Raw genomic sequence first — 25,565 nt, forward strand, 5'->3', positions numbered from 1 at the left:
TTATTCAGCTGCCTCTAGTTGAATGTCTCTCGGCTCTGCTTCCATCGGAACCAGCCCCAGTTTTGCAAATAATGTCTCGTCCGCATCATCGCCGGCATTGCCGGTGGTCAGCAATTTGTCGCCGGTAAAGATGCTGTTGGCACCTGCCAGGAAGCACAAAGCCTGCGTGCTTTCGCTCATGCTTTCGCGGCCAGCGGACAGGCGCACCATCGATGCGGGCATGGTGATCCGCGCCACCGCGATCGTGCGGACAAATTCGATGTCGTCGATTTTCGCCAGCGGTGTGTCGGCGAGCATGTCGCCAAGCACGGTGCCCTTGACCGGGACGAGCGCGTTGACCGGAACACTTTCCGGATGGCGTGGCAGGGTTGCCAGAGCGTGGACAAAGCCGACCCGGTCTTCACGGGTCTCGCCCATGCCGACGATGCCGCCGGAGCAGACGTTGATGCCGCTGTTGCGGACGTTCTCAAGCGTTTCGAGACGGTCGCCAAAGGTGCGGGTGGTGATCACCTTCTCATAATGTTCGGGCGAGGTATCAATATTGTGGTTATAATAATCGAGGCCGGCTTCGGACAGCATTTCGGACTGTTCCTTGGTCAACATGCCCAGCGTCATGCAGGTTTCCATGCCCATCTGCCGCACGCCCTTGATCATCTCGATGATCGCCGGCATGTCGCGGTTCTTGGGGTTGCGCCATGCTGCACCCATGCAGAAGCGCGAGGAACCGCGATCCTTCGCCTGCGCCGCGGTTTGCAGCACAGTGCGGACGTCGAGCAGCTTTTCCGCTTTCAATCCGGATTTGGCGCCCGCTGACTGGTTGCAATAGCCGCAATCTTCCGGGCAGCCGCCGGTCTTGATTGACAGCAGAGTCGAGAGTTGCACCTGCCCTGCCTTGTGATTGGCACGATGGACGGTAGCCGCCTGAAAAACGAGGTCATCGAACGGCAGGTCGAACAGAGCCGCTATTTCCTCGCGTGACCAGTCCTGCCGCACTGCGTTTTCTTCAGACTTTATCACTTCATTCATTCCGCAGCTTCCTCTTCAGGGGGCATGTTATGACCCAGCAATCTCAATATGTCCGCGGCACATTCCACAATATTGCTGCCTGGTCCATAGATTCCGACAACACCGGATTTCCGCAGAAATTCATAATCCTTGGCCGGAATAACCCCGCCGGCAAAAATCTTGATATCGCTGCGTCCGGATTCTTTCAGCAGGTTGATCAGTTCCGGGATCAATGTCTTGTGACCCGCCGCCAGGCTGGACGCGCCAACCGCATCGACATTTTCTGCCAAAGCAAGATCGCGGGTTTCGCCGGGCGTCTGGAATAACGGCCCCGAAATCACGTCAAAGCCCATGTCGGTAAAGGCGCTCGAGACGACATTGGCACCACGATCATGGCCGTCCTGCCCCATTTTCGCGACGAGAATCTTGGGCTTGCGGCCAAGCCGTTGCGACACGGCATCGACGCCTTCGATGACCATCGCATAACGGGCATCGCCTTCATAGGCCTTGCCATAAATGCCTTTGACCGGCGTCGGTTTGGTTTCGTAGCGGCCAAAGACCGCTTCCATGGCATCGGATATCTCGCCGAGCGAAGCCCGCTTGCGCGCCGCGTCAACCGCGAGCGCCAGCACATTGCCGCTACCCTTCGCGCCTTCGGTAAGCGCCTTAAGCGCTGCCTGACAGGCTGCTTCGTCACGGTCGGCCCGCATTTTCTCGAGCCGCTTGATCTGACCGTCACGAACCATCGCATTGTCGATATCGAGCGTTTCCATCGCGTCTTCTTCGGCCAGGCGATATTTGTTCACGCCGACGATCACGGCATCGCCCTTGTCCACTGCGGCCTGACGACCGGCAGCGGCCTCCTCAATCATCGCCTTCGGCCAGCCATCGGCAACCGCCTTGGCCATGCCGCCTTCGGCATCGACGCGTTCGATAATCCCCCAGGCCTTTTCGACCAGTTCGCTGGTCAGTGCCTCGACATAATAGCTGCCACCGAGCGGATCGACGACTTTGGTTATGCCAGCCTCTTCCTGCAACACGATCTGGGTGTTGCGGGCAATACGTGCGGAGAAATCGGTCGGAAGCGCAATGGCTTCGTCGAGCGCATTGGTGTGCAGCGACTGGGTTCCGCCCAGTGTTGCCGCCATCGCCTCGATCGTCGTGCGGATCACGTTGTTGTAAGGATCCTGCTCTGTCAGCGAGACGCCCGAAGTCTGGCAATGGGTGCGCAGCATTTTGGATCGTTCGGATTGCGCGCCCAGATCGGTCATCACGCGGTGCCACAATGTCCGCGCGGCGCGGAGCTTTGACACTTCCATGAAGAAATTCATGCCGATGCCAAAGAAGAAGCTCAGACGGCCCGCAAACGCGTCGATATCAAGCCCGGTCGCCATCGCCTGTTTGGCATATTCCCGGCCGTCGGCAATGGTGAATGCCAGTTCCTGCACCGCTGTCGCGCCGGCTTCGTGCATATGATAGCCGCTGATCGAAATGCTGTTGAACTTTGGCATATGTTCGGACGTGTATCCGATAATGTCGGAGATGATCCGCATCGACGGCGCGGGCGGATAGATATAGGTATTGCGGACCATGAACTCTTTGAGAATGTCGTTCTGGATTGTGCCTGAGAGCTTCTCCTGAGAAACCCCCTGCTCTTCCGCGGCGATAATATAGAAAGCGAGGCACGGAATGACCGCGCCGTTCATCGTCATCGACACAGACATTTCGTCGAGCGGAATCTGGTCGAACAGGATTTTCATATCCTCGACACTGTCGATCGCCACGCCGGCCTTGCCGACATCGCCAACCACGCGCGGATGGTCGCTGTCATAGCCACGATGCGTAGCGAGATCGAAGGCTACCGAAAGGCCTTTTTGCCCCGCCGCGAGATTGCGGCGATAAAAGGCGTTGGATTCCTCAGCGGTCGAGAAACCGGCATATTGGCGGATCGTCCAGGGACGCCCGGCATACATGCTGGCCTTGACGCCACGGGTGAACGGACCAAAGCCCGGCAATCCCGGATCACCGGCGTCTTCGGAAGTATAAAGCGGCTTAACGGCGATACCCTCGGGTGTTTCCCAGGTGAGGTCGCGGCCCTTCACTTCCTTGTCGGCGAGTTCCTGCCAGTCCTTGATCGTCGGTTTATCGGTCATATCTGCCCTGTGTATCAAAATTCGAATATATTAGCCTTTGGTGGCTAGCCTGTCGAACCACCCCACTCAAACGAGCAGCGCCCGTTCGACAAGCTCGGGACTAACGGTCTTTATTCACCCTTGAATTCCGTTTTGCGTTTTTGCAGGAACGCAATCGCTCCCTCGCGCGCATCCTTGCTATTACCCGCAATCCGCTGTCCTTCAGATTCCCGCACCAGCGCCGAAGCATAGTCGCTTTCGAGCGCCGCCGCCAGATTTTGGCGCATCACGCCCAATGCTACGGTAGGACCGCCTGCCAGACGTTTTGCCAACGTGCCTGCCTCGGCCATCAACGCATCATCGTCGACGCATTTATAGACCAGTCCCCATTCTGCGGCTTTTTCACCGTGAATTTTCTCGCCGAGCAGCATCATTTCTGTTGCCCGGGCCTTGCCGACAAGACGGGTCAACATCCAAGAAGCACCGCCATCCGGCACCAGTCCGATATTGACAAAGGCCTGCAGGAAATAAGCCGACTTCCCGGCAATCGCGAAGTCACTGGCCAAGGCTATGGAACATCCGATGCCGGCAGCCGGCCCGTTGACTGCACTAATGCTAGGAATATCAAGCTTCGCCAGTTTCAGCATCAACGGGTTATAATGTTGATTGAGCGCGGCATAGCTTGCCTGTCCGCCCGAGAGCGCGCCGTCATTCTTCGCCTGAAGATCGGCACCGGCGCAAAATGCTCGGCCTTCGCCGGTTATCACCACGACGCGAGCGTCTTCCAGCTTGTCGAGCGCAACATAGATATCATCCGCCATGCCCAGCGAACAGGCGTTGAGCCGTTCCGGCTTGTTGAGCGTGATCGTGGCCACCTGATCGGTGATATCCAGCTTGATGTTTTCGAATTCCATGTGCGGTCCTTTTGAATATTTCGTCATCCTGAACTTGCTTCAGGATCTCGCAGGGTCCTGAAACAAGTTCAGGATGACGATTGTATAATTAATGCCCTTTGGGCGTTTCCATAATCTCGGTTAGCATCCCGCCCATATCCTTGGGATGCACAAAAAAGATAAGCGTGCCGTGCGCGCCGATGCGGGGTTCGCCCAGAACGCGCTTGCCCATCGCTTCAAATTCCGCCTTGGCGGCATGAATATCGGGCACTTCGAAACAGATATGATGCTGGCCGCCGAGCGGGTTTTTCGTGAGGAACCCGTATATCGGGCTGTCTTCGCCAAGCGGTTCGATCAGTTCAATCTGGGTGCCGTTGGTCGGGCCTTCCGCCGGCGTATCGACGAAACAGACCTTCACGCCCTGCGCAGGCAAATCAAAAGGCTCGCAAATCGACGTAGCGCCCATGACATCACGCCAATGGGCTATGCTGTCGGTGATGGACGGCGTGACTACGCCGATATGGTTCAGTCTGCCTAGTTTCATATCAATTTCCTAGTTCGTCATTCCAGCGAAGGCTGGAATCCAATCCAATCTCCGCGTAATTCGCAACATTGGTATAGGCCCCAGCCTTCGCTGGGGCGACAGGACAGCCGAATGAGTGAGCAGCGATCAATGTGCTTCTCCATGCGGTATGAATTTATGTACCAGCGGCGCTATTCCCGCGCCGACAAGGACGCCCAATATGCCCGACAGTAGAGCAAAGGCGATCCCGCCAACCAGCAGCTTTGCCGAAGCCGGGAACAGGCCTACCAGAGGATGCGAAACCAGATCGATCAGATGTTCGGGGCCATGCCAGCCAATGGCTGCAATATTGTGGACCAGCAACCCGCCGCCAACCCAGGCCATCGCCAGCGTGCCGATAATCGACAGGGCGGAGAGCAGTTTCGGCATCAGCCGGACCAGACTGCAACCAAAGCTTCGCAATGCGCCATCATTATTCTGCGCGATATGCAGGCCGATATCATCCATCTTCACGATCAGCGCGACCGCGCCATATACGGCGACCGTGATCACGATGCCGATGATCGCCAATATGATCGCCTGCTCCCACCAGACCTGATTGGTCAGTTCCGACAAGGCGATGGCCATGATCTCGCCCGACAGGATCAGATCGGTACGGATCGCGCCCGATACCATGTCTTGCTCCCGGCCTGGGCCCTCGACGATCGCGGGCTGGTCATGTTTTGTGGACTCGTCAACGTGGAAGAACTCCAGCACCTTCTCGGCGGCTTCGTAACAGAGGAACAACCCGCCAAAAATCAGGATGATCGGTATTAAAAATGGCGCGAATTGACCCAAAAGGACCGCTGCGGGCAACAAAAAGACCAGCTTGTTCTTGAACGATCCCTTGGTGATTTTCCAGATCATCGGCAATTCACGCGACGGATCAAAACCGGTCACATAGGTCGGGGCCACCGCCGCGTCATCGATCACCACGCCAGCAGATTTTGTGCCAGCACGCGTCGCGGCAACACCGATATCGTCAATCGATGCAGCAGCGACTTTCGCAATGGCTGCGACGTCGTCGAGGAGGGCTACTAATCCTGTTGGCATAATCTATCCAACACTGCAGGGCAGCGATGCATCGATCGAAAAATCTGCAAGCGCATCACAACGGAATATTATCATGCTTCTTCCAAGGATTCTCCAGCTGCTTGTTGCGCAACTTCCGTAACCCCAGAGCCACCCGGCGCCGCGTTGCATGCGGCTTGATCACTTCATCGATAAAGCCCTTTTGCGCCGCGATAAACGGGTTGGCGAAGCGCGCTTCATATTCCGCTGTATGTTCGGCAATCTCTTCCGGCGTCTTGCCGCGGAAAATGATTTCGACTGCGCCCTTGGCGCCCATCACGGCGATTTCCGCGGTCGGCCAGGCATAGTTGAGATCGCCGCGTAAATGCTTGGAGGCCATCACGTCATAAGCGCCGCCATAGGCCTTGCGGGTAATGATGGTGATTTTCGGCACCGTTGCTTCGGCATAGGCAAAGAGCAGCTTTGCGCCATGTTTGATGATGCCGTTATGCTCTTGGCTAGTGCCGGGCAGGAAGCCTGGAACATCGACCAGAGTGATGATCGGAATATTGAACGCATCGCAATAGCGGACAAAGCGCGCCGCTTTCTTGGACGCGTTGATGTCGAGGCAACCGGCGAGGACCATCGGCTGGTTGGCGACCACACCGACGGTGGAGCCTTCCATCCGGCCAAAACCGCAGATGATATTGCCGGCATGGGCGGGCTGAACTTCAAAGAAATCGCCTTCGTCGACCATCTTGCGAATGACTTCGTGCATATCATAAGGCTGGTTGGCATTGTCGGGTATCAGCGTGTCGAGACTTTCTTCCAGACGATCCCACGGATCTGCGGTCGGGCGCTCGGGCACTTCTTCGCGGTTGGACAAGGGCATGAAGTCGATAAAATCACGCGCCGCGAGCAATGCTTCGATATCATTTTCATAAGCGACATCGGCAACGCTGGTCTTGGTCGTGTGCGTTACCGCTCCGCCTAGTTCTTCCTGCGTCACAATCTCGTTGGTCACGGTCTTGACCACATCGGGGCCGGTGACGAACATATAGCTGCTGTCCTTCACCATGAAGATGAAGTCAGTCATCGCCGGTGAATAGACCGCGCCGCCAGCGCAAGGTCCCATGATCAGGCTGAGCTGCGGAATGACGCCACTGGCCAGCACGTTCTTCTGGAACACGTCGGCATAGCCGCCGAGCGATGCCACGCCTTCCTGAATACGCGCGCCGCCACTATCGTTGATCCCGATAACCGGAGCGCCGACCTTCATCGCATTGTCGAGGACCTTGCAGATTTTCTCGGCATGGCGTTCGGAAAGCGATCCGCCGAAGACCGTGAAATCCTGCGAGAAGACAAAGACCAGACGGCCGTTGATCGTACCGGAGCCGGTAACCACGCCGTCGCCGGGAATATGCTGCTCATCCATGCCGAAATCGACGCAATTATGTTCGACATACATGTCGATTTCTTCGAACGAGCCGTCATCGAGCAATATCTCGAGCCGTTCCCGCGCGGTCAGCTTGCCCTTGGCATGCTGGCTATCAATCCGTTTTTGCCCGCCACCGAGCATGGCTTCGGCGCGCTTGGCTTCCAATTGTGCGATAATGTCTGACATTAAACCCCCGGCTGTGAATCACTTGGTGCGGTAGGCCCTAGCCAATGCACAGCCGGTTAGGCAATCGTCAATAGTAATTAATCACGCGATTAAACCTCAGCTTTGGCCGCGCGTGCCGTAACGTTATCTATTTAAACAGGACAAGTTCCTCAGCCATGCTAGGATGCAGGGCAACCGTATCGTCAAATGCCTGTTTGGTCAGACCAGCTTTCACCGCGATCGCCGCCGCCTGTAAAATTTCTGGCGCATCGGGACCGATCATGTGCAGACCAAGTATCTTCTCGGTCGGATGTTCCACGATCATCTTGTAGAGACTGCGCTCTGCCCGGTCCGCAAACACGTTCCGCATCGCGCGGAAATCGGACGAATAGACCTTGATATTGCCATATCGCTCGCGCGCTTCGCCTTCGGTCAGGCCGACGGATGCAATCGGTGGCTGCGAGAAGACCGCCGAAGGGATATTCTCATAATCAACCGTACGCGGATTATCACCGAAGACGGTATCGGCAAACGCCTGCCCTTCGCGAATGGCTATCGGGGTCAGTTGGACGCGGTCGGTGACATCACCGACTGCATAGATATTCTCGACGTTGGTCTGGCTATAGTCGTCGACTATGATGGCACTCTTGTCATTGGTTGCAACGCCGGCATTTTCGAGACCGAGCCCATCGATTTTCGGCCGTCGACCGGTAGCCGCCAGAACCACGTCAGCGCGAACCGGCGCGCTTTTGCCATCCATATAGACGTCCAGCGCCCCGTCATCCCGCTTTTCGATTCTGTCGAATGTGCAGTTGAACTTGAAGCTGATACCCTTGGCGAGCGAGATCTGGATCAAACGATCCCGCACGCTTTCATCATATCCGCGCAGTATGATATCGGAACGGTTTACGACGGTGACATCACTGCCCAGACCGTTGAAAATCCCGGCAAATTCATTGGCGATATAGCCGCCGCCCGCGATGATGACGGTTTCTGGGAGTGTCTCAAGATGGAACATTTCGTTCGAGGTCGACATATGCTCGCTGCCCGGGAACTCGGCTACGGCAGGCCATGCGCCAACGGCGATCAGAATATATTTGGCGGTTACGGTCTTGCCGTTAGCCAGTTTGATTTCATGCGGCCCGGTCAGTTCGGCCCGTTCGAGAATGATCTCGACACCGTGATTTTTCAACGTGTCGGTATAGGCATTGTTAAGCCGGTCAACGTCCTTGAGAATATGATCGCGCATCGTTGGCCAGTCGAATTTGGCATTTTCCCAGGTCCAGCCGAAATTCTTGCCATCTTCCAGTTCTTCGGAGAAATGGGAGCCGTAAACCAGCAACTTCTTCGGTACACAGCCGCGGATTACGCAGGTGCCGCCAACGCGATATTCCTCGGCCACCGCAACTTTCGCGCCATAGGACGCGGAAACCCGCGCAGCCCGCGTTCCCCCGGAACCTGCACCGATAACGAACAGGTCATAATCATATTCTGCCATGTAAATTTCCTTATTGCCGCGGTCCGAAGGCCCGCTTTTTCAGTTCTTCGGTCGAAGCGTCCAATTGGTTACCATCGTCAGCGGCTAGCGCGTTTGCCATTTGTTTTCCAAGCTCCACGCCAAATTGATCGAACGGATTGATATCCAGTAAAACCGCGTTCACGAAAGTGCGATGCTCGTAAAAAGCGAGCAGCGCCCCCAGTGAACATGCTTCCAAATCTTCCAATAATAGGGTCATCGATGGTCTGTCACCCGGATAGTTTCGATCACTGTCATCGGATTTTTTACCGGCCATCAATGCAGCGCCCTGCGCGAAGCAATTGAGCAGCAGGCCATTATGATGGGCAGGGTTAAGCGAATCGCCCGGCTCGATAACGGCGAGAAACTCGACCGGCACCAGATGGGTTCCCTGATGGAGCAGTTGGAAAACCGCGTGCTGGGCATCGGTACCGACGCCGCCCCATACGATCGGGCTGGATTGAAGTTCCAGCGGCTCACCATCCAGCGTTACCGATTTGCCGTTGCTCTCCATTTCGAGCTGCTGAAGATAATCGGGCAGCAGGCCTAGGCGCTCGTCATAGGCAAACACCGCCCGCGTCTCGCATCCCCTTACCTGAGTATAATATTGATCGGCAAAAGCCGCGAGAACCGGAATATTCTGTGCCCAGGAGGTGTCCCGAAAATGCTGATCCATCATGGCAGCGCCGGCGAGCAAGTCTTCGAACGCCTCATATCCCAGCGCCAGAGCGACGCTGAACCCGATCGACGACCATAAGGAATAACGTCCGCCAACACTTTCCGAAAAGGGCAGAACGCGCGTTTCATCGACGCCCCATTCAACCGCCTGATCGGGAGCGGCCGTCAAAGCGACGACTTGCCCCAGCGGATCGGTAATGCCGTCTTCGCGCATCCAGTCCAGTACCGCATTTGCGTTGAGCAATGTCTCTGCGGTCGTAAAAGTCTTGGATGCAATCACCAGAAGCGTTTTACTCGCGGTAAATCGTTCGAGCACCGGTTCAAGCGCCGCACCATCGATATTGGAGACGACGGCGAGCTCATATTTCTCGTCGCCCAGCTTGAGCGCCTGATGGAGCATTTTTGGACCCAGTGCAGAGCCGCCAATGCCAAGATGAATGATCTGGGTAAAATCGCCCAGAACACCCGTTTCAATGACGTCAATCAGGCTTTTCATCCGCTGATGCAGCATGTGGGCATTGTCGACACTTGCCGGGTTCCCTGTTCCGCGCTCGGCGCTATGTTCCGCTGCCCGGCCTTCGCTGATATTGATCGGCTCTCCCGTCAGCAAAGCCTCCACTTTCGCGGACAGGCCCATTTCATCGGCGAGTTTTTCAAAGGCCTGAATGGCTCTCTCGTCCAGGTGCGTTTTTGAAAGATCAAAATAAATGCCAGCCTGTTCCAGACCGAGATTGGCTACCCGATTGGCATCTTTTTCAAAAAGACCGGTCAGCGGGATTTGCGGGAGCGCTTTGATGGTCTGCCAATGGTCTGAAATCATTTCATCATCCGATCTTTAAATCATAAAATTTCGTGCGTCCCCTGAACTCCTTCGCCCTATCTGTCTGACAGGCCGGTCTCAAGTTGAAAATCTTGCCCGCCGGAGAATGCAAGAAATCTTGACGCCAACGCCAATGTCGGCGAAGGGGCGCCATGGCGCGAAATAAAGCAGAACGATCCGAAACGCGGGACTTTGTCGCGTTCCTTGTAAAACTTGCACTGTTCATCCTGATATTGCGCAGTTTCATCATTTCGCCGTTCAATATACCGTCGGAGTCGATGCAACCGCGTCTGGTCGTAGGTGATTATCTGCTAGTTGCAAAATGGCCTTATGGTTTCTCCAAATATAGCCTGCCATTCAGCGTACCCCTGTTTCCCGGGCGTGTATTGCCCGATTCACCGGAACCAGGCGATGTCGTCGTGTTCAAGGCACCGCCAAACGCACATGATGATTATATCAAACGGGTGATCGCCCTGTCGGGTGACATCGTGCAGGTGTCCGATGGCGTGGTCTCGATCAACGGTGCAGCCGTAGAGCGGAAAAGAATCGAAGATTTCGAGCATCCGGTCACGCCCAACAGCCCCTGTTACCGCGAAGAATTTGAATCGGCCGCAGGAAATGGCGAGACGATCTGCCGTTATCCGCAGTTTCAGGAGACTCTGCCCAACGGAGTGACCTATCGAATTCTCGATATTTACGAGAATTCGGAAGGCGATAATACTCAGGCGTTTGTTGTGCCGGAAGGTCATATGTTTTTGATGGGCGACAATCGCGACCGTAGTGCCGACAGCCGTTTTCCCGCTGTAGAAGGTCAGGCTATCGGGATGGTACCGCAAGAAAATCTTGTGGGCCGCGCTTTGGTCTCGGTCTTTTCAACCGATGGTTCGGCTGAATGGATCAAGCCGTGGACATGGTTCACCGCTGCTCGGTGGGAACGCATCGGAGAAGGGTTTTGAACCGCCCGGACTTTCGCGACTGGATTGTCGAAATCACTGGCGAACAGCCATCGTCACCAGAGCTATACGTAAGAGCAGCAACCCACGGCAGCCACGGTGAGAAAGACTATCAGCGGCTGGAATTCCTGGGTGATCGTGTACTCGGGCTTGTCATAGCGGATCATCTTTATCAGAAGTTTCCGGAAGAACCGGAGGGACAATTATCACAGCGCCTCAACGGGCTTGTATCCGGCCCAGTCTGCGGTGCTGTTGCAAAGCATATCGGCGTTGGCAATCATATCCTGCTCGGCAAACAGGCGCGCGATGACGGTGCGCGGCAAAGCGTGAAGGTCCTAGGCGACGTCATGGAATCGCTCATCGGCGCGGTTTACCTTGATCATGGCATGGAGGCCGCCCGAAGCTTCATATTGCGCCACTGGGACAGCCGGGTAACGGCAACCGTGGCTGATGTCAGGCATCCCAAATCTGCGTTGCAGGAATGGGCAGCCGCCAATAATCGCAAGATTCCGGAATATGAACTGGTCGACAAAAGCGGCCCGCATCACGATTTAAAATTCACCATACGGTTGAGCGTTCGCAACATTGGCGAGGTCGAGGCTACCGCCTCTGCTATTCAGGCTGCCGAAACCGCAGCCGCAAAGAAATTTCTGGAAAAATTCACATGACACAAAAATGCGGCGTAGTAGCATTAATTGGCGCACCCAATGCCGGCAAATCAACCCTGATCAACGCTTTGGTCGGCCAGAAGGTCGCGATTACCAGTTCCAAGCCGCAGACCACGCGGACGCGCCTGTTGGGCATCGCTCTCGAGGAAGATACACAGCTTCTGCTGGTTGATACCCCGGGCATCTTCGAACCGCACCGCCGGCTTGACCGTGCAATGGTCTCCGCTGCCTGGGAAGGCGCCGAAGACGCGGATATCATCGTGATGCTGGTCGATTCTCGCGCCGGGCTTGGGACAAAAGTCACCTCGATTGTCGAACGGATCAAACACCGGTCGGAAAAGACCATATTGGTCATGAACAAAGTCGATATTGCCGCCAAAGACAAGATGCTCGGCCATGTCGTCAAGCTGCACGAGTTGGCCGATTTCGACGAGACATTTTTTGTCAGTGCCAAAACCGGTGACGGCCTAGAAGAACTGCGAGCCTATCTGGTCAACGCCATGCCCGAAGGCCCTTGGCATTTCCCCGCCGATCAGGTCTCGGACGCCAGCGAACGTATCCTCGCTGCGGAGATCACCCGCGAGCAGGTTTTCCGGCAGCTGCATGCGGAGTTGCCTTACGCCACCGCCATTGCGATGGAACAATATAAGGAGCGGCCGGATGGCTCGCTCGAGATTCACCAGCAGATACTGGTCGAGAAAGCCAGCCAGAAAGCGATCATCCTCGGCAAAGGCGGGCACCAGATCAAGGAAATCGGCGCTAAAGCGCGTGCGGAGCTATCCGGAATATTGGGCAAGCCCGTCCATCTTTATCTCCACGTTAAGGTCAGTGCGAACTGGGACGAAGATAAAAGCCTTTATCAGGATATGGGGCTGGATTGGGTAAAGTAGATTCCACCTTATCTTGAAGCGAACGTCGCCAAAGGCACGCCTGAAATTCCATTCAGTGGCATCGGATCGCCTCGATCCGCCTATATCCAAGCTTAAAAGATTAAAAGACTGGTAATCTTAGCGATAAATTAGCCAATTACGACGATGGTCTCCTGCAGGAACGAATGACGTTCTGCATAGGGAATGATATTGCAATATCTGGCTTCAGACTTAACCGGCATCCGACATATCATTGCGCGCACCGTGCTTGTTGTGGCCGTATTCTGCGTCAACTCAGTGATCGTTATCGCTGCATCGGATTACACTGGAGGTTTTGCAGCTCTTTGGTCTGCGAATGCCAGCCTGATTTTCATGTTGATGCTATTCCCGCGCAAAGAGCATATATTATACTGCGCAGGCGTTTTTCTGGCGAGCCTGACGGTCAATCTATTTTCGGACTTTCCACTGCAAACGGCGATATTCTATTCACTGTCGAATGTGCTGGAGGCAGTGCTGGCGTATCATATTATCGTGCGACTGGGCTTCCCCAAGACAGGCCTCTATAATCCGGCACAATTGGCTAAATTCGGTATCGTTGCGGTGATTGTTACGGCAATTTCGGCCACCACAGCGTCCTTGGGCAGCAATGAGGGATTCGGAAAATCCTGGTTGTCCTGGTTTGGATCGGACCTGCTCGGTCTTCTAATCTTCTTGCCCTGTTTCAATATTGTTCACGCGACGTTGACGGGCGCCGAAAAATACATCTGGCCAAATAACCGGCGGCTCGAATTTGCAGCTGTCCTGTTACTCGTGTTCGCGGTTTCATCCGCGGCGCTTGTCCAATCGATTATCCCATTATTGTTCCTTACCGCGATACCGGTCTTTATCGCCGTGTTCCGTTTCGGGCCATTGGGAGCTATGGCATCGACAATCATCGTCGCCATTGTGGCGGAGTTTTTAACTATTTCGGGATTTGGCCCGATTGCCGCACTGGATGCGAGCCAGATCACCAAAATATATGTTTTACAGGCCTATATCGCCAGCCAGCTGATGTTGGCGCTGCCCATCGCGTCCCTATTGGCCGATCGACAGAGCAAGGTTGATAAAATCATCGAACATGAAAAACTGCTTCGATCTATGGCTGAGAAGGCCCATCGAAAGGCCGATGCGGCAAAGCTACAAAAGATCCGTCTGCTTGCTCGTGATGAACTGACCGGTCTTTCATCAAGACGCCATATCATGGAACAAAGCGAGCAAGCCTTCCAGCGCGCGCAATCGGGACGCAGGGTCCTATCCATCGCCATTTTTGATGTGGATGAGTTTAAATCGGTCAATGACCAGTTCGGACACGCCGTCGGAGACGAAATACTCAGCATGATCGGCAAGGTCGCCAGGCGCAGCCAAACCAGAAAACAATTGATTGGCCGTATAGGTGGTGAGGAATTTCTGGTTTTGATGCCGGACACTTCCATCGCTGAGGCCGAAGCCCAAGTCGAGACGTTGCGCCTAGCGATAATGAACGCGCGGTTGCCCGACCGCGGTATCGGAGTAACGGTTAGCGCGGGACTGGCAGAAAGCTCCGGGGCGGATGATCTGAAGAAAATGTTGCTACTGGCAGATATTGCGCTTTACGCTGCAAAACATGCGGGGCGAAATCGTCTGGAAATCGCGGCATAATCTGCATCCATGTTTGGGCACAAATACCGAAGAATCTGTAGATAAGAATCCGCTCATGCGCGCATCGCCTGCCATAGGTAAATCTCCTGATATCCGAAAACCAGAGTTGCGAATATTCGAAGACTGGAAAGAAGGCACTGCTTTGGTGCCCCGGACAGCCCGCTTTCATTCGAGAGAATTTACCAGTCGCAGCAAAGGAATATATATGAGCCACGTATCGCATGACCTCCACGCCGAATTCCCGAATGACGAGAAAATACTTCACGAACTGAAATTGTCAGACGCGCATTTCAAAACAGTTTCCGACCGCTATCACGATATTAACAAGGAAATTCATCGCATTGAATCAGAAGTCGAAGCCGCATCTGACGAGCGCAGCGAAGAGCTGAAAAAGCAGCGTCTGCTGATTCTGGACGAAGTTGCCACCATGATTTCAAAGGCCAAAGGCGCCTGAATGAAAAATGGCGCAGGATGCACTAAAATAAGCTACCTGCGCCATGATTGCAAAAACCGATAGTTTGGACGAACCCGTTGGCAGGCGCATCCAAACTACATTCTATTCTTCTTTGGCCTTAACCGGAGCTTTCTTGGCGGCAGGCTTCTTTTTTGTTGCCGGTTTCTTCTTCGCAGCGGGCTTTTTCTTGGCGGCCGGTTTCTTCTTAGGCGCGGCTTTCTTAGCCCGCTTTTTGGCGGGGCCTTTGGCGGCGCGATCGTCAATCAGCTGCGCTGCTTCTTCCAGCGTCAGCTGGTCCTTGTCGACCGTCTTGGGCAAGGACGCATTGGTCGTACCATCGGTGACATAAGGACCGAAGCGGCCGTCCATCAGCTTGATCTCTTCCTCTGTGCGCGGATGCTTGCCCATGATCTTGAGTGGCTCCATCTTGCCGCGACCTCGACCACCGCCGTTTTTCGCGGCGTCCGCCAATTTGGCAACGGCAGCGTTCATACCGATTTCGAACACTTCCACCGTATTCTCGAGCCGTGCCGATTTACCATTGTGGCTCAGATAGGGGCCATAGCGACCAATTTGCGCTGTTACCGGCTCGCTGGTCTCCGGATGGATACCGACTTCGCGCGGCAGTGACAGAAGTTTAACCGCCCATTCGAGCCCGAAATCTTCGGCCGGGATATCCTTGGGAATAGACGAGCGCTTGGCTTCCTTGCCCTCGCCTTTTTCGACATAGGGTCCGAAACGGCCTACCTTTTTGGTGATTTTTTCATCGCTGTCGGGATCAACTCCCAGTTCCTGTGGACCTTCGTCCTCGTCGGCATTGGCGCCACCACCTTGCGCAAAACGCCGGGTGAATTTGCATTCCGGATAGTTGGAACAAGCTACAAAGGCTCCAAAGCGCCCGCCGCGCAAGGCCAGCTTTCCTTCGTTACAACGCGGGCAAAGCCGGGGATCGCTGCCATCTTCCTTTTCCGGGAAAAGATAATCCCCCAGGAACGTGTCCAGCTCTGCCGTCACTTCCGACGGCAATTTCTCCATTACTTCGACGGTCTTGGGCTTGAAGTCATGCCAGAAGGCTTCGAGAATGGCCTGCCACTGGGCGCGACCACCACTGACTTCGTCGAGTTCGTCTTCCAGCGCGGACGTATAATCATAAGCTACGTAACGGTCGAAAAACCGCTCGAGAAATCCGGTCAATAAGCGCCCGCTTTCCTCTGCAAAGAAACGGTTTTTCTCGATCCTGACATAGGCGCGGTCTTTTAGCGTCTTGATGATCGAAGCATAGGTCGATGGCCTTCCGATGCCCAGTTCTTCCATTTTCTTGACCAGACTGGCTTCGCTGTAGCGTGGTGGCGGCTGGGTAAAATGCTGGGAAGCATCAACGGATTTCTTCGCCGGACTGTCACCTTGGGACATGGCCGGCAACAAGCCGCCATCTTCATCCTTGTCGTCGTCCCTGCCTTCTTCGTAAAGGGCAAGGAATCCGGGGAATTTCACGACCTGACCATTTGCCCTCAGACCGGTTTTTCCCGTTCCATCGAGCATTTCGACGGTGGTCCGTTCGAGCCGGGCAGACGCCATCTGGCTGGCCATCGCGCGCTTCAGGACAAGATCATAAAGCTTTGCATGGTCGCCGCTACCGACGGTTTTCTTGGTGAAACTGGTCGGGCGGATGGCTTCATGCGCTTCCTGCGCATTTTTTGCCTTGGATTTGTAGATCCGCGGGCTGTCCGGAACATAGCTTGCGTCATAGCGATCCGAGATCGCCTTGCGCGCTTCGGAAATAGCGCTGCCGTCCATCTGCACACCATCGGTACGCATATAGGTAATTGCGCCATCTTCATAAAGTTGCTGGGCGATCCGCATGGTGTGGCTAGCCGAATAGCCGAGTTTTCGGGCCGCTTCCTGCTGCAAGGTCGACGTCGTGAACGGCGGCGGCGGATTGCGGGTCAGCGGCTTGGTTTCGATCGACTCAATCGTGAAAAGGCCGTTTTCAACAGCGGTCTTGGCCAGCATGGCCTGCCCTTCGTTGGCCAGATCCATCTTGCCCAGTTTCTTGCCGTCATGGATTGTCAGCCGAGCTTCAAATGCCTGACCGCCCTGTTCCATTTGCGCAGTGACAGACCAATATTCCTGTGGTTTGAATATTTCGATTTCACGTTCCCGCTCGACGATCAGCCTGAGCGAGACAGACTGTACGCGGCCCGCAGATTTCGCGCCGGGAAGCTTCCGCCACAAGACCGGAGACAAGGTGAAGCCAACCAGATAATCCAGTGCCCGGCGTGCGCGATAGGCGTCGATCAGATCCTCGTCCAATGCCCTCGGATGAGCCATGGCTTCGGTCACGGCAGCCTTGGTAATCGCATTGAAGGTTACGCGGTCGACCTTGTCGGGAAGCGCCTTCTTATTGCGAAGAACTTCCTGAACATGCCAGCTGATCGCTTCCCCTTCACGGTCAGGGTCGGTTGCGAGGATCAATCGTGTGGCTTTTTTCGACTCAGCGGTAATCTCTTTGAGCTGCTTGGCTTTGTCGGGATAGTTCTGCCAGGTCATGGAGAAGCCATCGTCCGGATCGACCGAACCATCTTTGGGCGGAAGGTCGCGAATATGGCCGTAGGAAGCCAATACCTTGAAATCCGATCCCAGATATTTCTCAATGGTTTTGGCTTTGGCGGGGGACTCGACAATAACTAGCTGCATATGTTCCGATTTTCTTTGTTCTCACGTATACGCGCGAGGCTGTGACAGGGATTAGGGTTAGGTCAAGGCCCTGATTGAAGTTTTTTGTCAATGGCGATGAAAATTTAGCGCGGTCAACAGTAGCTAGCTGGACAGGCTTACACGAGCACCCGCATGACGCGCCAGACGGCCGGCGAGTTCCAGCTCAAGCAAAGCCAATTGCACCAAAGAGGGGGACATTCCGGATTGCCGGACGAGTTCGTCGACGGCGACCGGGGTCACGCTGAGCAAGGGCAATAGAGAGGTCCTATCCGCGCCGTGGACATCCGCAAGATCGGATTTTCCGATATCCGAGAATTTACAATTACTCGGAATTTCATCGCTGCGGATCGCAGATTCCGCCCGATCATCAAAATGATGGATCAGTTCCAGGACATCATCAGCTGACTGGACCAGATTTGCCCCATCGCGGATCAGCATGTTGCAGCCCCTCGACCGCGGATCGAGCGGAGAGCCGGGGATAGCCATGACCTGTCGTCCCGATTCCGCCGCCAATCTAGCCGTAATCAGCGAACCGGAACGCGGCGCAGCTTCAACAACCACCGTTCCTCTCGCCAGTCCTGCGATGATACGGTTGCGATAAGGAAAATGCCTGACGCGCGGTTCCGTGCCCGGTGGTTGTTCCGCCAACAACAGCCCGTGTTCGGCGATCGATCGCTGGAGATCCATATTTTCCGGCGGATAGAATATGTCGAGTCCGCCAGCAATAACGCCGATGGTCGCCTTCCCCAAAGAACCTTGATGGGCCGCCGTATCGACACCCTTTGCCAGTCCAGATACAATGGCGACACCCGCCTCTACCAGACTATTGGCAAGGTCCCGGGCAAAGCGGCATGCAGCCGCAGAGGCGTTTCGTGCGCCGACCATGGCGACGGTTGGACGTTCCAGAAGCTCCAGCCTCCCGCGCCAGATCAATGCCGGTGGCGGATTGCCGAGTTCCGCCAGAAGAGCCGGATAGGCAGCGTCGCCGAGGAAGAGAAACCGGGCGCCAAGTTTGTGAACCGCCTTCATTTCAGAGATGATTTGCTTCTCGTCAGCAATCCGCGGCGACCGTCCGCCGCCCCGTGCAGCCAGATCGGGGATAGCCTCCAGCGCGCGCGCTGCGGAGCCATATCTTCTGATCAATTGCTGATATGTAACGGGTCCGATATTCTCGGATCGGATAAGCCGGAGCCGGTCAAACGCTTCCTGGCTTTCTCCCATTCACTTCAAACCTTTTTAGATGCTCCGACTTTCGGTTCTTCGCCCGCTATCAGACGCTCGATATTCGAGCGATGCTTCCACAAAACCAGCAGCGCCAGTCCTATGAACATGGGAATCATGCTGGATTCCCCCAATACGAAGGCCGCTATCGGTACCGATATGGCGGCAAGCATTCCTCCCACCGACGAATAGCGCCACAGCGCAAGCGAGCCAAGCCATGTGACCGCAAATATCAACCCTGCGACAGGGATCAGGGCGGTTACGACACCGAGCAGGGTCGCAACCCCCTTGCCGCCGCTAAACCTGAGCCAGACGGGGTAAAGATGGCCAAGGAAGGCCCCCAGCCCGGCAAGTACGCCAAGCCCACCGGAAACCTGCATGGCCAGATAGACCGCTGCATATCCCTTGCCGATATCGAGCAACAGGGTCAGGGCCGCGAGCCCCTTGTTGCCGGAGCGCAATACATTGGTCGCACCGATATTGCCCGATCCGGTTTTGCGCAAATCGCCGCCGCCGGTCACGCGGGTCAACAGAAGTCCAAAGGGGATCGAGCCCAGCAAATAGCCGAACAACAACGCCAATATTGGTTCTACCCACATAGACTGCACCGAAATTACCCCTTGTTGCGTTCGCGCTATATTCACAGCGGATATTCGGCAAGCGTTTCGTCGCAAAAAACGGCCAAGGGCAAACATCTGTCGGACGAACCGAAGCAGTTGCCGTGTCCGTGCAATTCTGGCTATGGACAAAATATGACAGAAGCACAGATTGCCGAATGCCCTCCCCTGTTATTTTTCGACACCGGCGTCGGCGGATTGTCGGTGTTGCGCGAAACGATCAAACTGCTACCGCATGCGCCGATTGTCTATGCTGCGGACTATGCCGGACTACCTTACGGGATGAAATCCGAAGCGGAATTGGCAGCGCGGGTACCGGCACTTCTCGGCCGACTCGTCGAGCGCTATAAGCCGATATTGGCGACGATCGCCTGCAACACCGCCTCGACTATCGCGCTGGATCATGTCCGGTCCGCCTTGAATATTCCGGTTGTCGGGACTGTACCCGCGATCAAGCCCGCCAGTATGTTGACCAAAACCGGCGTGATCGGCCTACTGGGAACCCGCGCAACCATCCGGCAACCCTATGTCGACCGGCTTGCCGCCGATTTCGCATCCAACAAGATATTGCTTCGTCATGCTGCTCCCGATCTCGTCTATGCAGCAGAAGCCAAGCTGCGCGGGGAAAAACCGGATCCGCGGGTGATCAGAGAGGCCATGGAAGGATTGATGGATCAGCCGGACGGCGGGCAGATCGATACCGTCATTCTCGCTTGCACCCATTTCCCGCTATTGCGCGACGAATTGTCAGAGGCAGCCCAACGGCCGGTCCAGTTCATCGACGGCGCAGCGGGAATTGCGCGGCGCATTGCCTATCTTACCAAAGAAATATCCTGGCCGGCGGCCGGTCGGGAGGGAATATTTGTTACAACAGGAGCGCTCGACGATATCGAACCCTATCGCCCGACTATCGCTCAATATGGCATCAAACGGTTCGAAACCCTCTAACTCTATGGTAGGCAACTCTTATTGCGAGTGGTTTGCGCTGGAAATTCCGAGGAAAGGCCGCTAAGGGCCATTTCAAGACAACCGCAAAACAGATTTGACGCAGGATTTGGTATACAGTGGATTACGACAAGATTTTTTCGCAAGCGATTGACCGGCTCCATGCCGAAGGACGCTATCGGGTATTCATTGACATTTTGCGCAACAAGGGTTCGTTCCCGAACGCCCGCTGTTTCGCGCATCACAACGGACCGCAACCGGTCACTGTCTGGTGCTCCAACGATTATCTGGCGATGGGCCAACATCCCGATGTGATCGTGGCGATGGAAGAAGCGCTGCACAATGTCGGCGCCGGCTCGGGCGGAACCCGCAATATCGGCGGCAACACCCATTATCACATTCAGCTCGAGCGGGAACTGGCCGACTGGCACAATAAATCCGGCGCACTGCTTTTCACGTCCGGCTACGTATCCAACGAAGCCACGCTCTCGACGCTGACCAAAATCCTGCCGGGCTGCATTATTTTTTCCGACGAACTGAACCATGCGTCGATGATCGCCGGGATCAAGAACAGCGGCTGCGAGAAACGGGTTTTCCGTCATAATGATCTGGAACATCTCGAAGAATTGCTGGCGGCCGAAAATCCGGAAGTACCAAAGCTGATCGCTTTCGAAAGTATTTACTCGATGGATGGCGATATCGCGCCATTGCACGCGATCTGCGATCTGGCCGACAAATATAATGCGCTCACCTATTGCGATGAAGTGCATGCTGTCGGAATGTACGGCGAACGCGGTGGCGGTATTTCGGAACGCGACAAGGCCGCCGACCGCATCACGATCATTGAAGGCACGCTGGCCAAGGCCGTGGGCGTCATGGGCGGCTATATTACCGCCGACCAGAAGATCGTCGACGTGATCCGCTCCTATGCACCCGGCTTTATCTTCACCACCAGCCTGTCACCAGTGCTTGTTGCCGGTGCTCTGGCAAGCATTCGTCATCTGAAACAGTCAACCGCAGAGCGCGATGGTCAGCAGGCTGCTGCCCAGATGCTCAAGGACCTTTTTGCAGAATCAGGCCTGCCGGTAATGGATTCATCGACCCATATTGTTCCGCTGCTGGTCGGTGATCCGGTCAAAGCCAAGAAAATCAGCGACATATTGCTCGCTGAATATGGTGTTTATGTACAGCCGATAAATTATCCCACCGTACCGCGCGGTCTCGAACGGCTGCGGTTTACGCCTGGCCCTGCGCATAGCGAAGCGATGATGAAAGACCTGGCCCAGGCGCTGGTCGAAATCTGGAGCCGACTGGATCTGGAACTGGCGATCGCGGCCTAGTTTCCGGATCAGGAGTCCCGCATTATAGTGAAATTATCGGGCCAATTTCCCGATTGAAGCTCGCTGTTTTCGCCGCACGATAAAAATCCGCCGGAACTTTACACAGGCGCGCGCTTTTCTTTTCTGTGACCTTTGGCTCCAGTCCGCAGAATTCCGGCCATTTTCGTTTCGACCCTTGTAGGCGAGTGTGACCTTCCAGACGGGCGTCAAAATTAGTACGGTTTCGCGCGCGGACGGGCGGTGGCGCTATCATCTATCCAATATGTCAAAGAGCCCAAATTAGAACCGCCAGAAGATATGCCCTCAGGGCCGGTGTAGGAAAGAATTATCAGGCCCTAGCCACCCGCGATGATTTCCGCGAACCGCTGACGATCTACATTGCCGCCGGACAGGGTGATGGCCGTCCGGTCGCCCAGCCCGACCTTGCCGGCAAGAATTGCGGCCAGAGCAACGGCGCCGCCCGGTTCAACGACCAGACGCAATTTCTCGAATGCGACCCGCATCGCGTGATGCACTTCAGCGGTGGAAACAGAGATCCCTGTCGCGTTGCGATCTTTCAGAATATTGAACGTGATTGGAGCGACGCTGAGCGTCTGCAGCGCGTCACAATCGGTGGCGGGCGGGTTGTCCCCTACCGGTACGATTGCTCCGCCTTCCAGCGAGCGTTTCATGTCGTCCCAGCCTTCCGGCTCGACGACCAGAATTTTGGCATCGGGGTTGGCCAGAGCCGTGCCGCTCGCAAGACCGCCACCGCCGCAACAGATGACCAGCTGATCCGGCTGATATCCGGTTAGTGCCAGCATCTGCTCGCGTATCTCGATACCGCAACTGCCCTGCCCTTCGACGATCCATGGGTCATCGAAACTGGGCACTACCACGGCTCCGGTTTTCTGCGAAAATTCTGCCGCCAATTGCTCGCGATTGCCACTCATCCGGTCATAGGTGATAATCTTGGCACCCAATGCCCTGGTGTTCTCCAGTTTCGCCTTGGGAGCATCCTCGGGCATGATGATGGTCGTGGGCACATCCAGTTCGCGGGCCGCCCATGCGACTCCCTGAGCGTGATTGCCGCTGGAAAACGCGACAACACCATATTTGCGCTGTTCGTCGGTCAAATCGGTCAGACGGTGCCATCCTCCTCGAATCTTGAACGCGCCAATCGGTTGCAGGCATTCCGCCTTGCACCAGATTGTTGTGCCGTCGATATCGAGCGGCAGCAAGGGTGTGGCGGGCAGAATGGAGGCGATTTTCTGCGCCGCGCGTTCGACACCCCTGAAACTTGGTTGGCGCTCCGGGTCCATCAGGTATTGCTCTGTCATGGTCTCTCCCTATATGCGGAGCTAACATTTCTCCAGCATTTAGAGTGGAAATCATGGGTAAGATATTGGTGATCGGCGCAGGCGGCGTCAGTTCGGTAGCAGTGCATAAAATGGCACAGTTGATAGCGGCAGACAGCGGCCCTTTTAGCGAAATTCTATTGGCCAGTCGCACTTTATCAAAATGCGAAGCGATAGCCGACTCGGTCAAGCAGCGCACCGGTGTGACCATTAGAACGTCTCAAATTGACGCCGATGATGTTCCGGCCCTGACCGCACTGATCGAGCAGGAAAAGCCCGATCTCGTGGTTAATCTGGCGCTGCCCTATCAGGATCTGCCGATCATGGATGCGTGCCTGGCGACCAAGACCGACTATCTCGATACCGCCAATTACGAACCGCGCGACGAGGCGAAGTTCGAGTATAAATGGCAGTGGGATTATCAGGACCGGTTCAAGAATGCGGGGATCATGGCGCTGCTCGGCTCCGGCTTTGACCCTGGTGTAACCAGCATATTCACCAGCTGGCTGAAGAAACATCATTTCGACCGGATCGACACGCTCGATATTCTCGACTGCAACGGCGGCGATCACGGTCAGCATTTCGCGACCAATTTCAATCCGGAGATCAATATCCGGGAAGTGACTGCCAATTCCCGCCACTGGGAAAATGGCGACTGGGTGGAAGGACCGCCGCTGACGCAAAAGCAGGAATTTGATTTCGAGGCGGTCGGCCCGAAGAATATGTATTTAATGTATCACGAGGAAATTGAATCACTGAAGACGCATCTCCCGGAAATCCAGCGCATCCGCTTCTGGATGACCTTTGGCGACGCTTATCTGACCCATCTCGAGGTGCTGCAGAATGTCGGTATGACGCGGATCGATCCGGTAATGTACGAAGGCCGCGAGATCATCCCGTTGCAGTTCCTGAAGGCCGTATTGCCCGAACCGGCGAGCCTCGGCGAAACAACCAAGGGCAACACCAATATCGGTGTCATCGCGACCGGCGTGAAAGACGGCGTTCAGAAGACGCTCTACGTCAAGAATATCTGCAGCCATGAAGCGGCGTTTGAGGAAACCGGCAATCAGGGTGTCAGCTATACCACCGGCGTTCCGGCGATGATTGGCGCGGCGATGATGTTGTCCGGCCAGTGGAAGGGCGACGGCGTATTCAACATGGAACAGTTCGATCCGGACCCGTTCATGGAGATGCTGAACCAGCATGGCCTGCCATGGACATTGGAAGAATTGGAAGCACCTTTGGCGTTCTAGGATGGAGACCAAGGCAGGCAATCCCGGCGCTTTTTCGCGCTTTAACCTAGGCCGGGTGCCCTCGCCTGCCTTTGTCGTCGATGAAGTCGCGGTGCGGCGGAATTTGGAAATTCTGGCTGATATCAAGGAACGGTCGGGCGCCAAGGTCCTGCTGGCGCTCAAGGCTTTTTCGATGTGGTCGCTGGCGCCATTGATCGACGAATATCTTGATGGCTATTGCGCCTCTGGCCTGTGGGAGGCTCGGCTTGCCAAAGAACATTTTAGCGGCCCCATCAGCACTTATTCACCGGCATATAAGGCAGACGATCTGGCCGAACTATGCCGGATTTCCGAGCATATCACCTTCAACAATCCGGCCCAAATAGATCGATGGAAAAATGATTCTAATCAGAATCTTCCACTTGATAGCTCAGAAATTGGTTTAAGAATTAACCCGCAAATCCCGTTGGGCGAGACGGAGAAATATGATCCGAGCCAGCCCCATAGCCGGCTGGGCTTCCCGATCAGCCAGTTGCGGCCTGACCATTTTCAGCATCTCTCTGGCATCCACTTCCACAATCTCTGCGAACAGGGCTTCGATGCTCTGCAGAGGACCTGGGAGAAAGTTGAGCCGATTATCGCACCGCATTTCGGCACGTTGAAATGGATCAATCTTGGCGGCGGTCACCACATTACGCGTGACGATTATGACCGTGACGCGCTGGTCGGCTTTCTGAAAGAGCTGATAGCAAAATCCGGCTGCGAGATCTATCTCGAACCCGGTGAAGCCGTGGCACTGGATGCCGGCATATTGGTCGGCGAGATACTGGATGTGTTCGACAATGGCATGCCGGTCGGGATCACCGACATTTCGGCAACCTGCCATATGCCCGATGTTATCGAGGCCCCTTATCGCCCGGCCATGCTGGATGAACGCAGCGAAGGTACAGCGATCCGACTCGGGGGACCGAGTTGTCTGGCCGGAGATATTATCGGCGATTATATACTGCCCGAAGCCCCGCATATCGGCCAGCGTATCGCGTTTCTCGATCAGGCCCATTATTCGATGGTCAAGACCAACACGTTCAATGGCGTTCCCCTGCCGTCGATCTGGCTGTGGAACAGTGAAAAGGATGAGCTGAAATGCGTCAAAACCTTCGACTGGACGGCGTTCAGGGATCGGCTCAGCTAAAAAATGCTTTTGTTCAGCTTCTGTAAGGACTTCGGTCTTTACAGAGCCATCAAGTGGCCATATAGCCGCGCCTTGCTGCCCCATGGCCGCTTGCGTATCCGCAAGGCAGCTCAATCGATCTT

At 55.4% G+C, this 25,565-nt stretch carries 21 protein-coding genes; 9 read left to right on the top strand and 12 right to left on the bottom strand.

All coding sequences use genetic code 11. The features are described 5' to 3' along the window. The 8 genes from bioB to pgi form a co-directional block, all read right to left on the bottom strand. Complete coding sequence (gene bioB / locus AAC060_RS07215) at positions 1 to 1,026, bottom strand: biotin synthase BioB (RefSeq protein WP_339824385.1); 1,026 nt, start codon at positions 1,024 to 1,026, stop codon at positions 1 to 3. Further along, on the bottom strand, positions 1,023 to 3,158 hold the full coding sequence (gene scpA, locus AAC060_RS07220) for a methylmalonyl-CoA mutase (protein ID WP_339824386.1): 2,136 nt from the start codon (positions 3,156 to 3,158) through the stop codon (positions 1,023 to 1,025). The genes bioB and scpA overlap by 4 nt, the downstream gene beginning before the upstream one ends. 110 nt (positions 3,159 to 3,268) lie before the next feature. Beyond that, a complete protein-coding gene (locus tag AAC060_RS07225) occupies positions 3,269 to 4,051 on the bottom strand; it encodes an enoyl-CoA hydratase-related protein (protein WP_339824387.1) in 783 nt (260 codons plus the stop codon). Between the two features lie 88 nt (positions 4,052 to 4,139). Continuing rightward, positions 4,140 to 4,574: a methylmalonyl-CoA epimerase gene (gene mce / locus AAC060_RS07230; RefSeq protein WP_339824389.1), complete on the bottom strand. Its 435-nt coding sequence runs from the start codon at positions 4,572 to 4,574 to the stop codon at positions 4,140 to 4,142. Positions 4,575 to 4,700: 126 nt separating this feature from the next. Further along, positions 4,701 to 5,645, bottom strand: coding sequence for a DUF808 domain-containing protein (locus AAC060_RS07235; RefSeq protein WP_339824391.1), 945 nt, complete (start codon positions 5,643 to 5,645; stop codon positions 4,701 to 4,703). A gap of 55 nt (positions 5,646 to 5,700) precedes the next feature. Further along, positions 5,701 to 7,227 (bottom strand): acyl-CoA carboxylase subunit beta, encoded by a 1,527-nt coding sequence (locus AAC060_RS07240; protein WP_339690666.1) that lies wholly within the window; start codon positions 7,225 to 7,227, stop codon positions 5,701 to 5,703. 127 nt (positions 7,228 to 7,354) lie between these two features. Further along, positions 7,355 to 8,704 carry a glutathione-disulfide reductase gene (gene gor, locus AAC060_RS07245; RefSeq protein ID WP_339824392.1) on the bottom strand — a complete coding sequence of 450 codons (1,350 nt, stop codon included), beginning with the start codon at positions 8,702 to 8,704 and terminating at the stop codon, positions 7,355 to 7,357. A gap of 10 nt (positions 8,705 to 8,714) precedes the next feature. Beyond that, a complete protein-coding gene (gene pgi / locus AAC060_RS07250; protein WP_339824393.1) occupies positions 8,715 to 10,220 on the bottom strand; it encodes a glucose-6-phosphate isomerase in 1,506 nt (501 codons plus the stop codon). 152 nt (positions 10,221 to 10,372) lie between these two features. On the opposite strand from pgi, the gene lepB reads away from it, so the two are divergent. From lepB to AAC060_RS07275, 5 genes are all read left to right on the top strand, one after another. Continuing rightward, complete coding sequence (gene lepB, locus AAC060_RS07255) at positions 10,373 to 11,176, top strand: signal peptidase I (protein WP_339824394.1); 804 nt, start codon at positions 10,373 to 10,375, stop codon at positions 11,174 to 11,176. Continuing rightward, the gene (gene rnc / locus AAC060_RS07260; protein ID WP_339824395.1) at positions 11,173 to 11,841 is read left to right on the top strand and encodes a ribonuclease III; all 669 of its coding nucleotides are present in this window, start codon (positions 11,173 to 11,175) and stop codon (positions 11,839 to 11,841) included. The genes lepB and rnc overlap by 4 nt, the downstream gene beginning before the upstream one ends. Further along, the gene (era, locus tag AAC060_RS07265; RefSeq protein WP_339824396.1) at positions 11,838 to 12,731 is read left to right on the top strand and encodes a GTPase Era; all 894 of its coding nucleotides are present in this window, start codon (positions 11,838 to 11,840) and stop codon (positions 12,729 to 12,731) included. Before rnc ends, era begins: the two co-directional genes overlap by 4 nt. A gap of 183 nt (positions 12,732 to 12,914) precedes the next feature. Next, on the top strand, positions 12,915 to 14,387 hold the full coding sequence (locus tag AAC060_RS07270; protein WP_339824398.1) for a diguanylate cyclase: 1,473 nt from the start codon (positions 12,915 to 12,917) through the stop codon (positions 14,385 to 14,387). 205 nt (positions 14,388 to 14,592) lie between these two features. Beyond that, entirely contained in the window at positions 14,593 to 14,841 is a 249-nt protein-coding gene (locus AAC060_RS07275; RefSeq protein WP_339824400.1) for a DUF465 domain-containing protein, read from the top strand. Between the two features lie 102 nt (positions 14,842 to 14,943). Here the strand turns inward: AAC060_RS07275 and topA are convergent, their stop codons facing one another. From topA to plsY, 3 genes are all read right to left on the bottom strand, one after another. Beyond that, complete coding sequence (topA, locus tag AAC060_RS07280) at positions 14,944 to 17,538, bottom strand: type I DNA topoisomerase (RefSeq protein WP_339824402.1); 2,595 nt, start codon at positions 17,536 to 17,538, stop codon at positions 14,944 to 14,946. A 123-nt stretch (positions 17,539 to 17,661) separates the two neighbouring features. Then, positions 17,662 to 18,780, bottom strand: a complete 1,119-nt coding sequence (gene dprA, locus AAC060_RS07285; RefSeq protein WP_339824404.1) for a DNA-processing protein DprA — start codon at positions 18,778 to 18,780, stop codon at positions 17,662 to 17,664. Positions 18,781 to 18,785: 5 nt separating this feature from the next. Then, on the bottom strand, positions 18,786 to 19,379 hold the full coding sequence (gene plsY / locus AAC060_RS07290; RefSeq protein ID WP_339824406.1) for a glycerol-3-phosphate 1-O-acyltransferase PlsY: 594 nt from the start codon (positions 19,377 to 19,379) through the stop codon (positions 18,786 to 18,788). Between the two features lie 153 nt (positions 19,380 to 19,532). Between plsY and murI the strand changes: the two genes are divergently transcribed. Both murI and hemA read left to right on the top strand, forming a co-directional pair. After that, the gene (murI, locus tag AAC060_RS07295; RefSeq protein ID WP_339824408.1) at positions 19,533 to 20,345 is read left to right on the top strand and encodes a glutamate racemase; all 813 of its coding nucleotides are present in this window, start codon (positions 19,533 to 19,535) and stop codon (positions 20,343 to 20,345) included. Between the two features lie 116 nt (positions 20,346 to 20,461). Beyond that, positions 20,462 to 21,682, top strand: coding sequence for a 5-aminolevulinate synthase (hemA, locus tag AAC060_RS07300; RefSeq protein ID WP_339824410.1), 1,221 nt, complete (start codon positions 20,462 to 20,464; stop codon positions 21,680 to 21,682). Positions 21,683 to 22,017: 335 nt separating this feature from the next. Here the strand turns inward: hemA and AAC060_RS07305 are convergent, their stop codons facing one another. After that, positions 22,018 to 23,001 (bottom strand): threonine/serine dehydratase, encoded by a 984-nt coding sequence (locus AAC060_RS07305; RefSeq protein WP_339824412.1) that lies wholly within the window; start codon positions 22,999 to 23,001, stop codon positions 22,018 to 22,020. A 53-nt stretch (positions 23,002 to 23,054) separates the two neighbouring features. Between AAC060_RS07305 and AAC060_RS07310 the strand changes: the two genes are divergently transcribed. Together AAC060_RS07310 and AAC060_RS07315 are read left to right on the top strand one after the other, a co-directional pair. Next, entirely contained in the window at positions 23,055 to 24,272 is a 1,218-nt protein-coding gene (locus tag AAC060_RS07310) for a saccharopine dehydrogenase family protein (protein WP_339824414.1), read from the top strand. Position 24,273: 1 nt separating this feature from the next. Continuing rightward, positions 24,274 to 25,443: a carboxynorspermidine decarboxylase gene (locus AAC060_RS07315; RefSeq protein WP_339824416.1), complete on the top strand. Its 1,170-nt coding sequence runs from the start codon at positions 24,274 to 24,276 to the stop codon at positions 25,441 to 25,443. Positions 25,444 to 25,565 lie beyond the last annotated feature (122 nt).

The sequence above is a fragment of the uncultured Parasphingorhabdus sp. genome (assembly GCF_963975555.1).
Lineage (GTDB): Bacteria > Pseudomonadota > Alphaproteobacteria > Sphingomonadales > Sphingomonadaceae > Parasphingorhabdus.

Coding starts and splice junctions, on each gene's coding strand:
- bioB (WP_339824385.1), bottom strand. CDS start 1,026: ATGAATGAAGTGATAAAGTCTGAAGAAAACGCAGTGCGGCAGGACTGG.
- scpA (WP_339824386.1), bottom strand. CDS start 3,158: ATGACCGATAAACCGACGATCAAGGACTGGCAGGAACTCGCCGACAAG.
- AAC060_RS07225 (WP_339824387.1), bottom strand. CDS start 4,051: ATGGAATTCGAAAACATCAAGCTGGATATCACCGATCAGGTGGCCACG.
- mce (WP_339824389.1), bottom strand. CDS start 4,574: ATGAAACTAGGCAGACTGAACCATATCGGCGTAGTCACGCCGTCCATC.
- AAC060_RS07235 (WP_339824391.1), bottom strand. CDS start 5,645: ATGCCAACAGGATTAGTAGCCCTCCTCGACGACGTCGCAGCCATTGCG.
- AAC060_RS07240 (WP_339690666.1), bottom strand. CDS start 7,227: ATGTCAGACATTATCGCACAATTGGAAGCCAAGCGCGCCGAAGCCATG.
- gor (WP_339824392.1), bottom strand. CDS start 8,704: ATGGCAGAATATGATTATGACCTGTTCGTTATCGGTGCAGGTTCCGGG.
- pgi (WP_339824393.1), bottom strand. CDS start 10,220: ATGATTTCAGACCATTGGCAGACCATCAAAGCGCTCCCGCAAATCCCG.
- lepB (WP_339824394.1), top strand. CDS start 10,373: ATGGCGCGAAATAAAGCAGAACGATCCGAAACGCGGGACTTTGTCGCG.
- era (WP_339824396.1), top strand. CDS start 11,838: ATGACACAAAAATGCGGCGTAGTAGCATTAATTGGCGCACCCAATGCC.
- AAC060_RS07270 (WP_339824398.1), top strand. CDS start 12,915: ATGATATTGCAATATCTGGCTTCAGACTTAACCGGCATCCGACATATC.
- AAC060_RS07275 (WP_339824400.1), top strand. CDS start 14,593: ATGAGCCACGTATCGCATGACCTCCACGCCGAATTCCCGAATGACGAG.
- topA (WP_339824402.1), bottom strand. CDS start 17,538: ATGCAGCTAGTTATTGTCGAGTCCCCCGCCAAAGCCAAAACCATTGAG.
- dprA (WP_339824404.1), bottom strand. CDS start 18,780: ATGGGAGAAAGCCAGGAAGCGTTTGACCGGCTCCGGCTTATCCGATCC.
- plsY (WP_339824406.1), bottom strand. CDS start 19,379: ATGTGGGTAGAACCAATATTGGCGTTGTTGTTCGGCTATTTGCTGGGC.
- murI (WP_339824408.1), top strand. CDS start 19,533: ATGACAGAAGCACAGATTGCCGAATGCCCTCCCCTGTTATTTTTCGAC.
- AAC060_RS07305 (WP_339824412.1), bottom strand. CDS start 23,001: ATGACAGAGCAATACCTGATGGACCCGGAGCGCCAACCAAGTTTCAGG.
- AAC060_RS07310 (WP_339824414.1), top strand. CDS start 23,055: ATGGGTAAGATATTGGTGATCGGCGCAGGCGGCGTCAGTTCGGTAGCA.
- AAC060_RS07315 (WP_339824416.1), top strand. CDS start 24,274: ATGGAGACCAAGGCAGGCAATCCCGGCGCTTTTTCGCGCTTTAACCTA.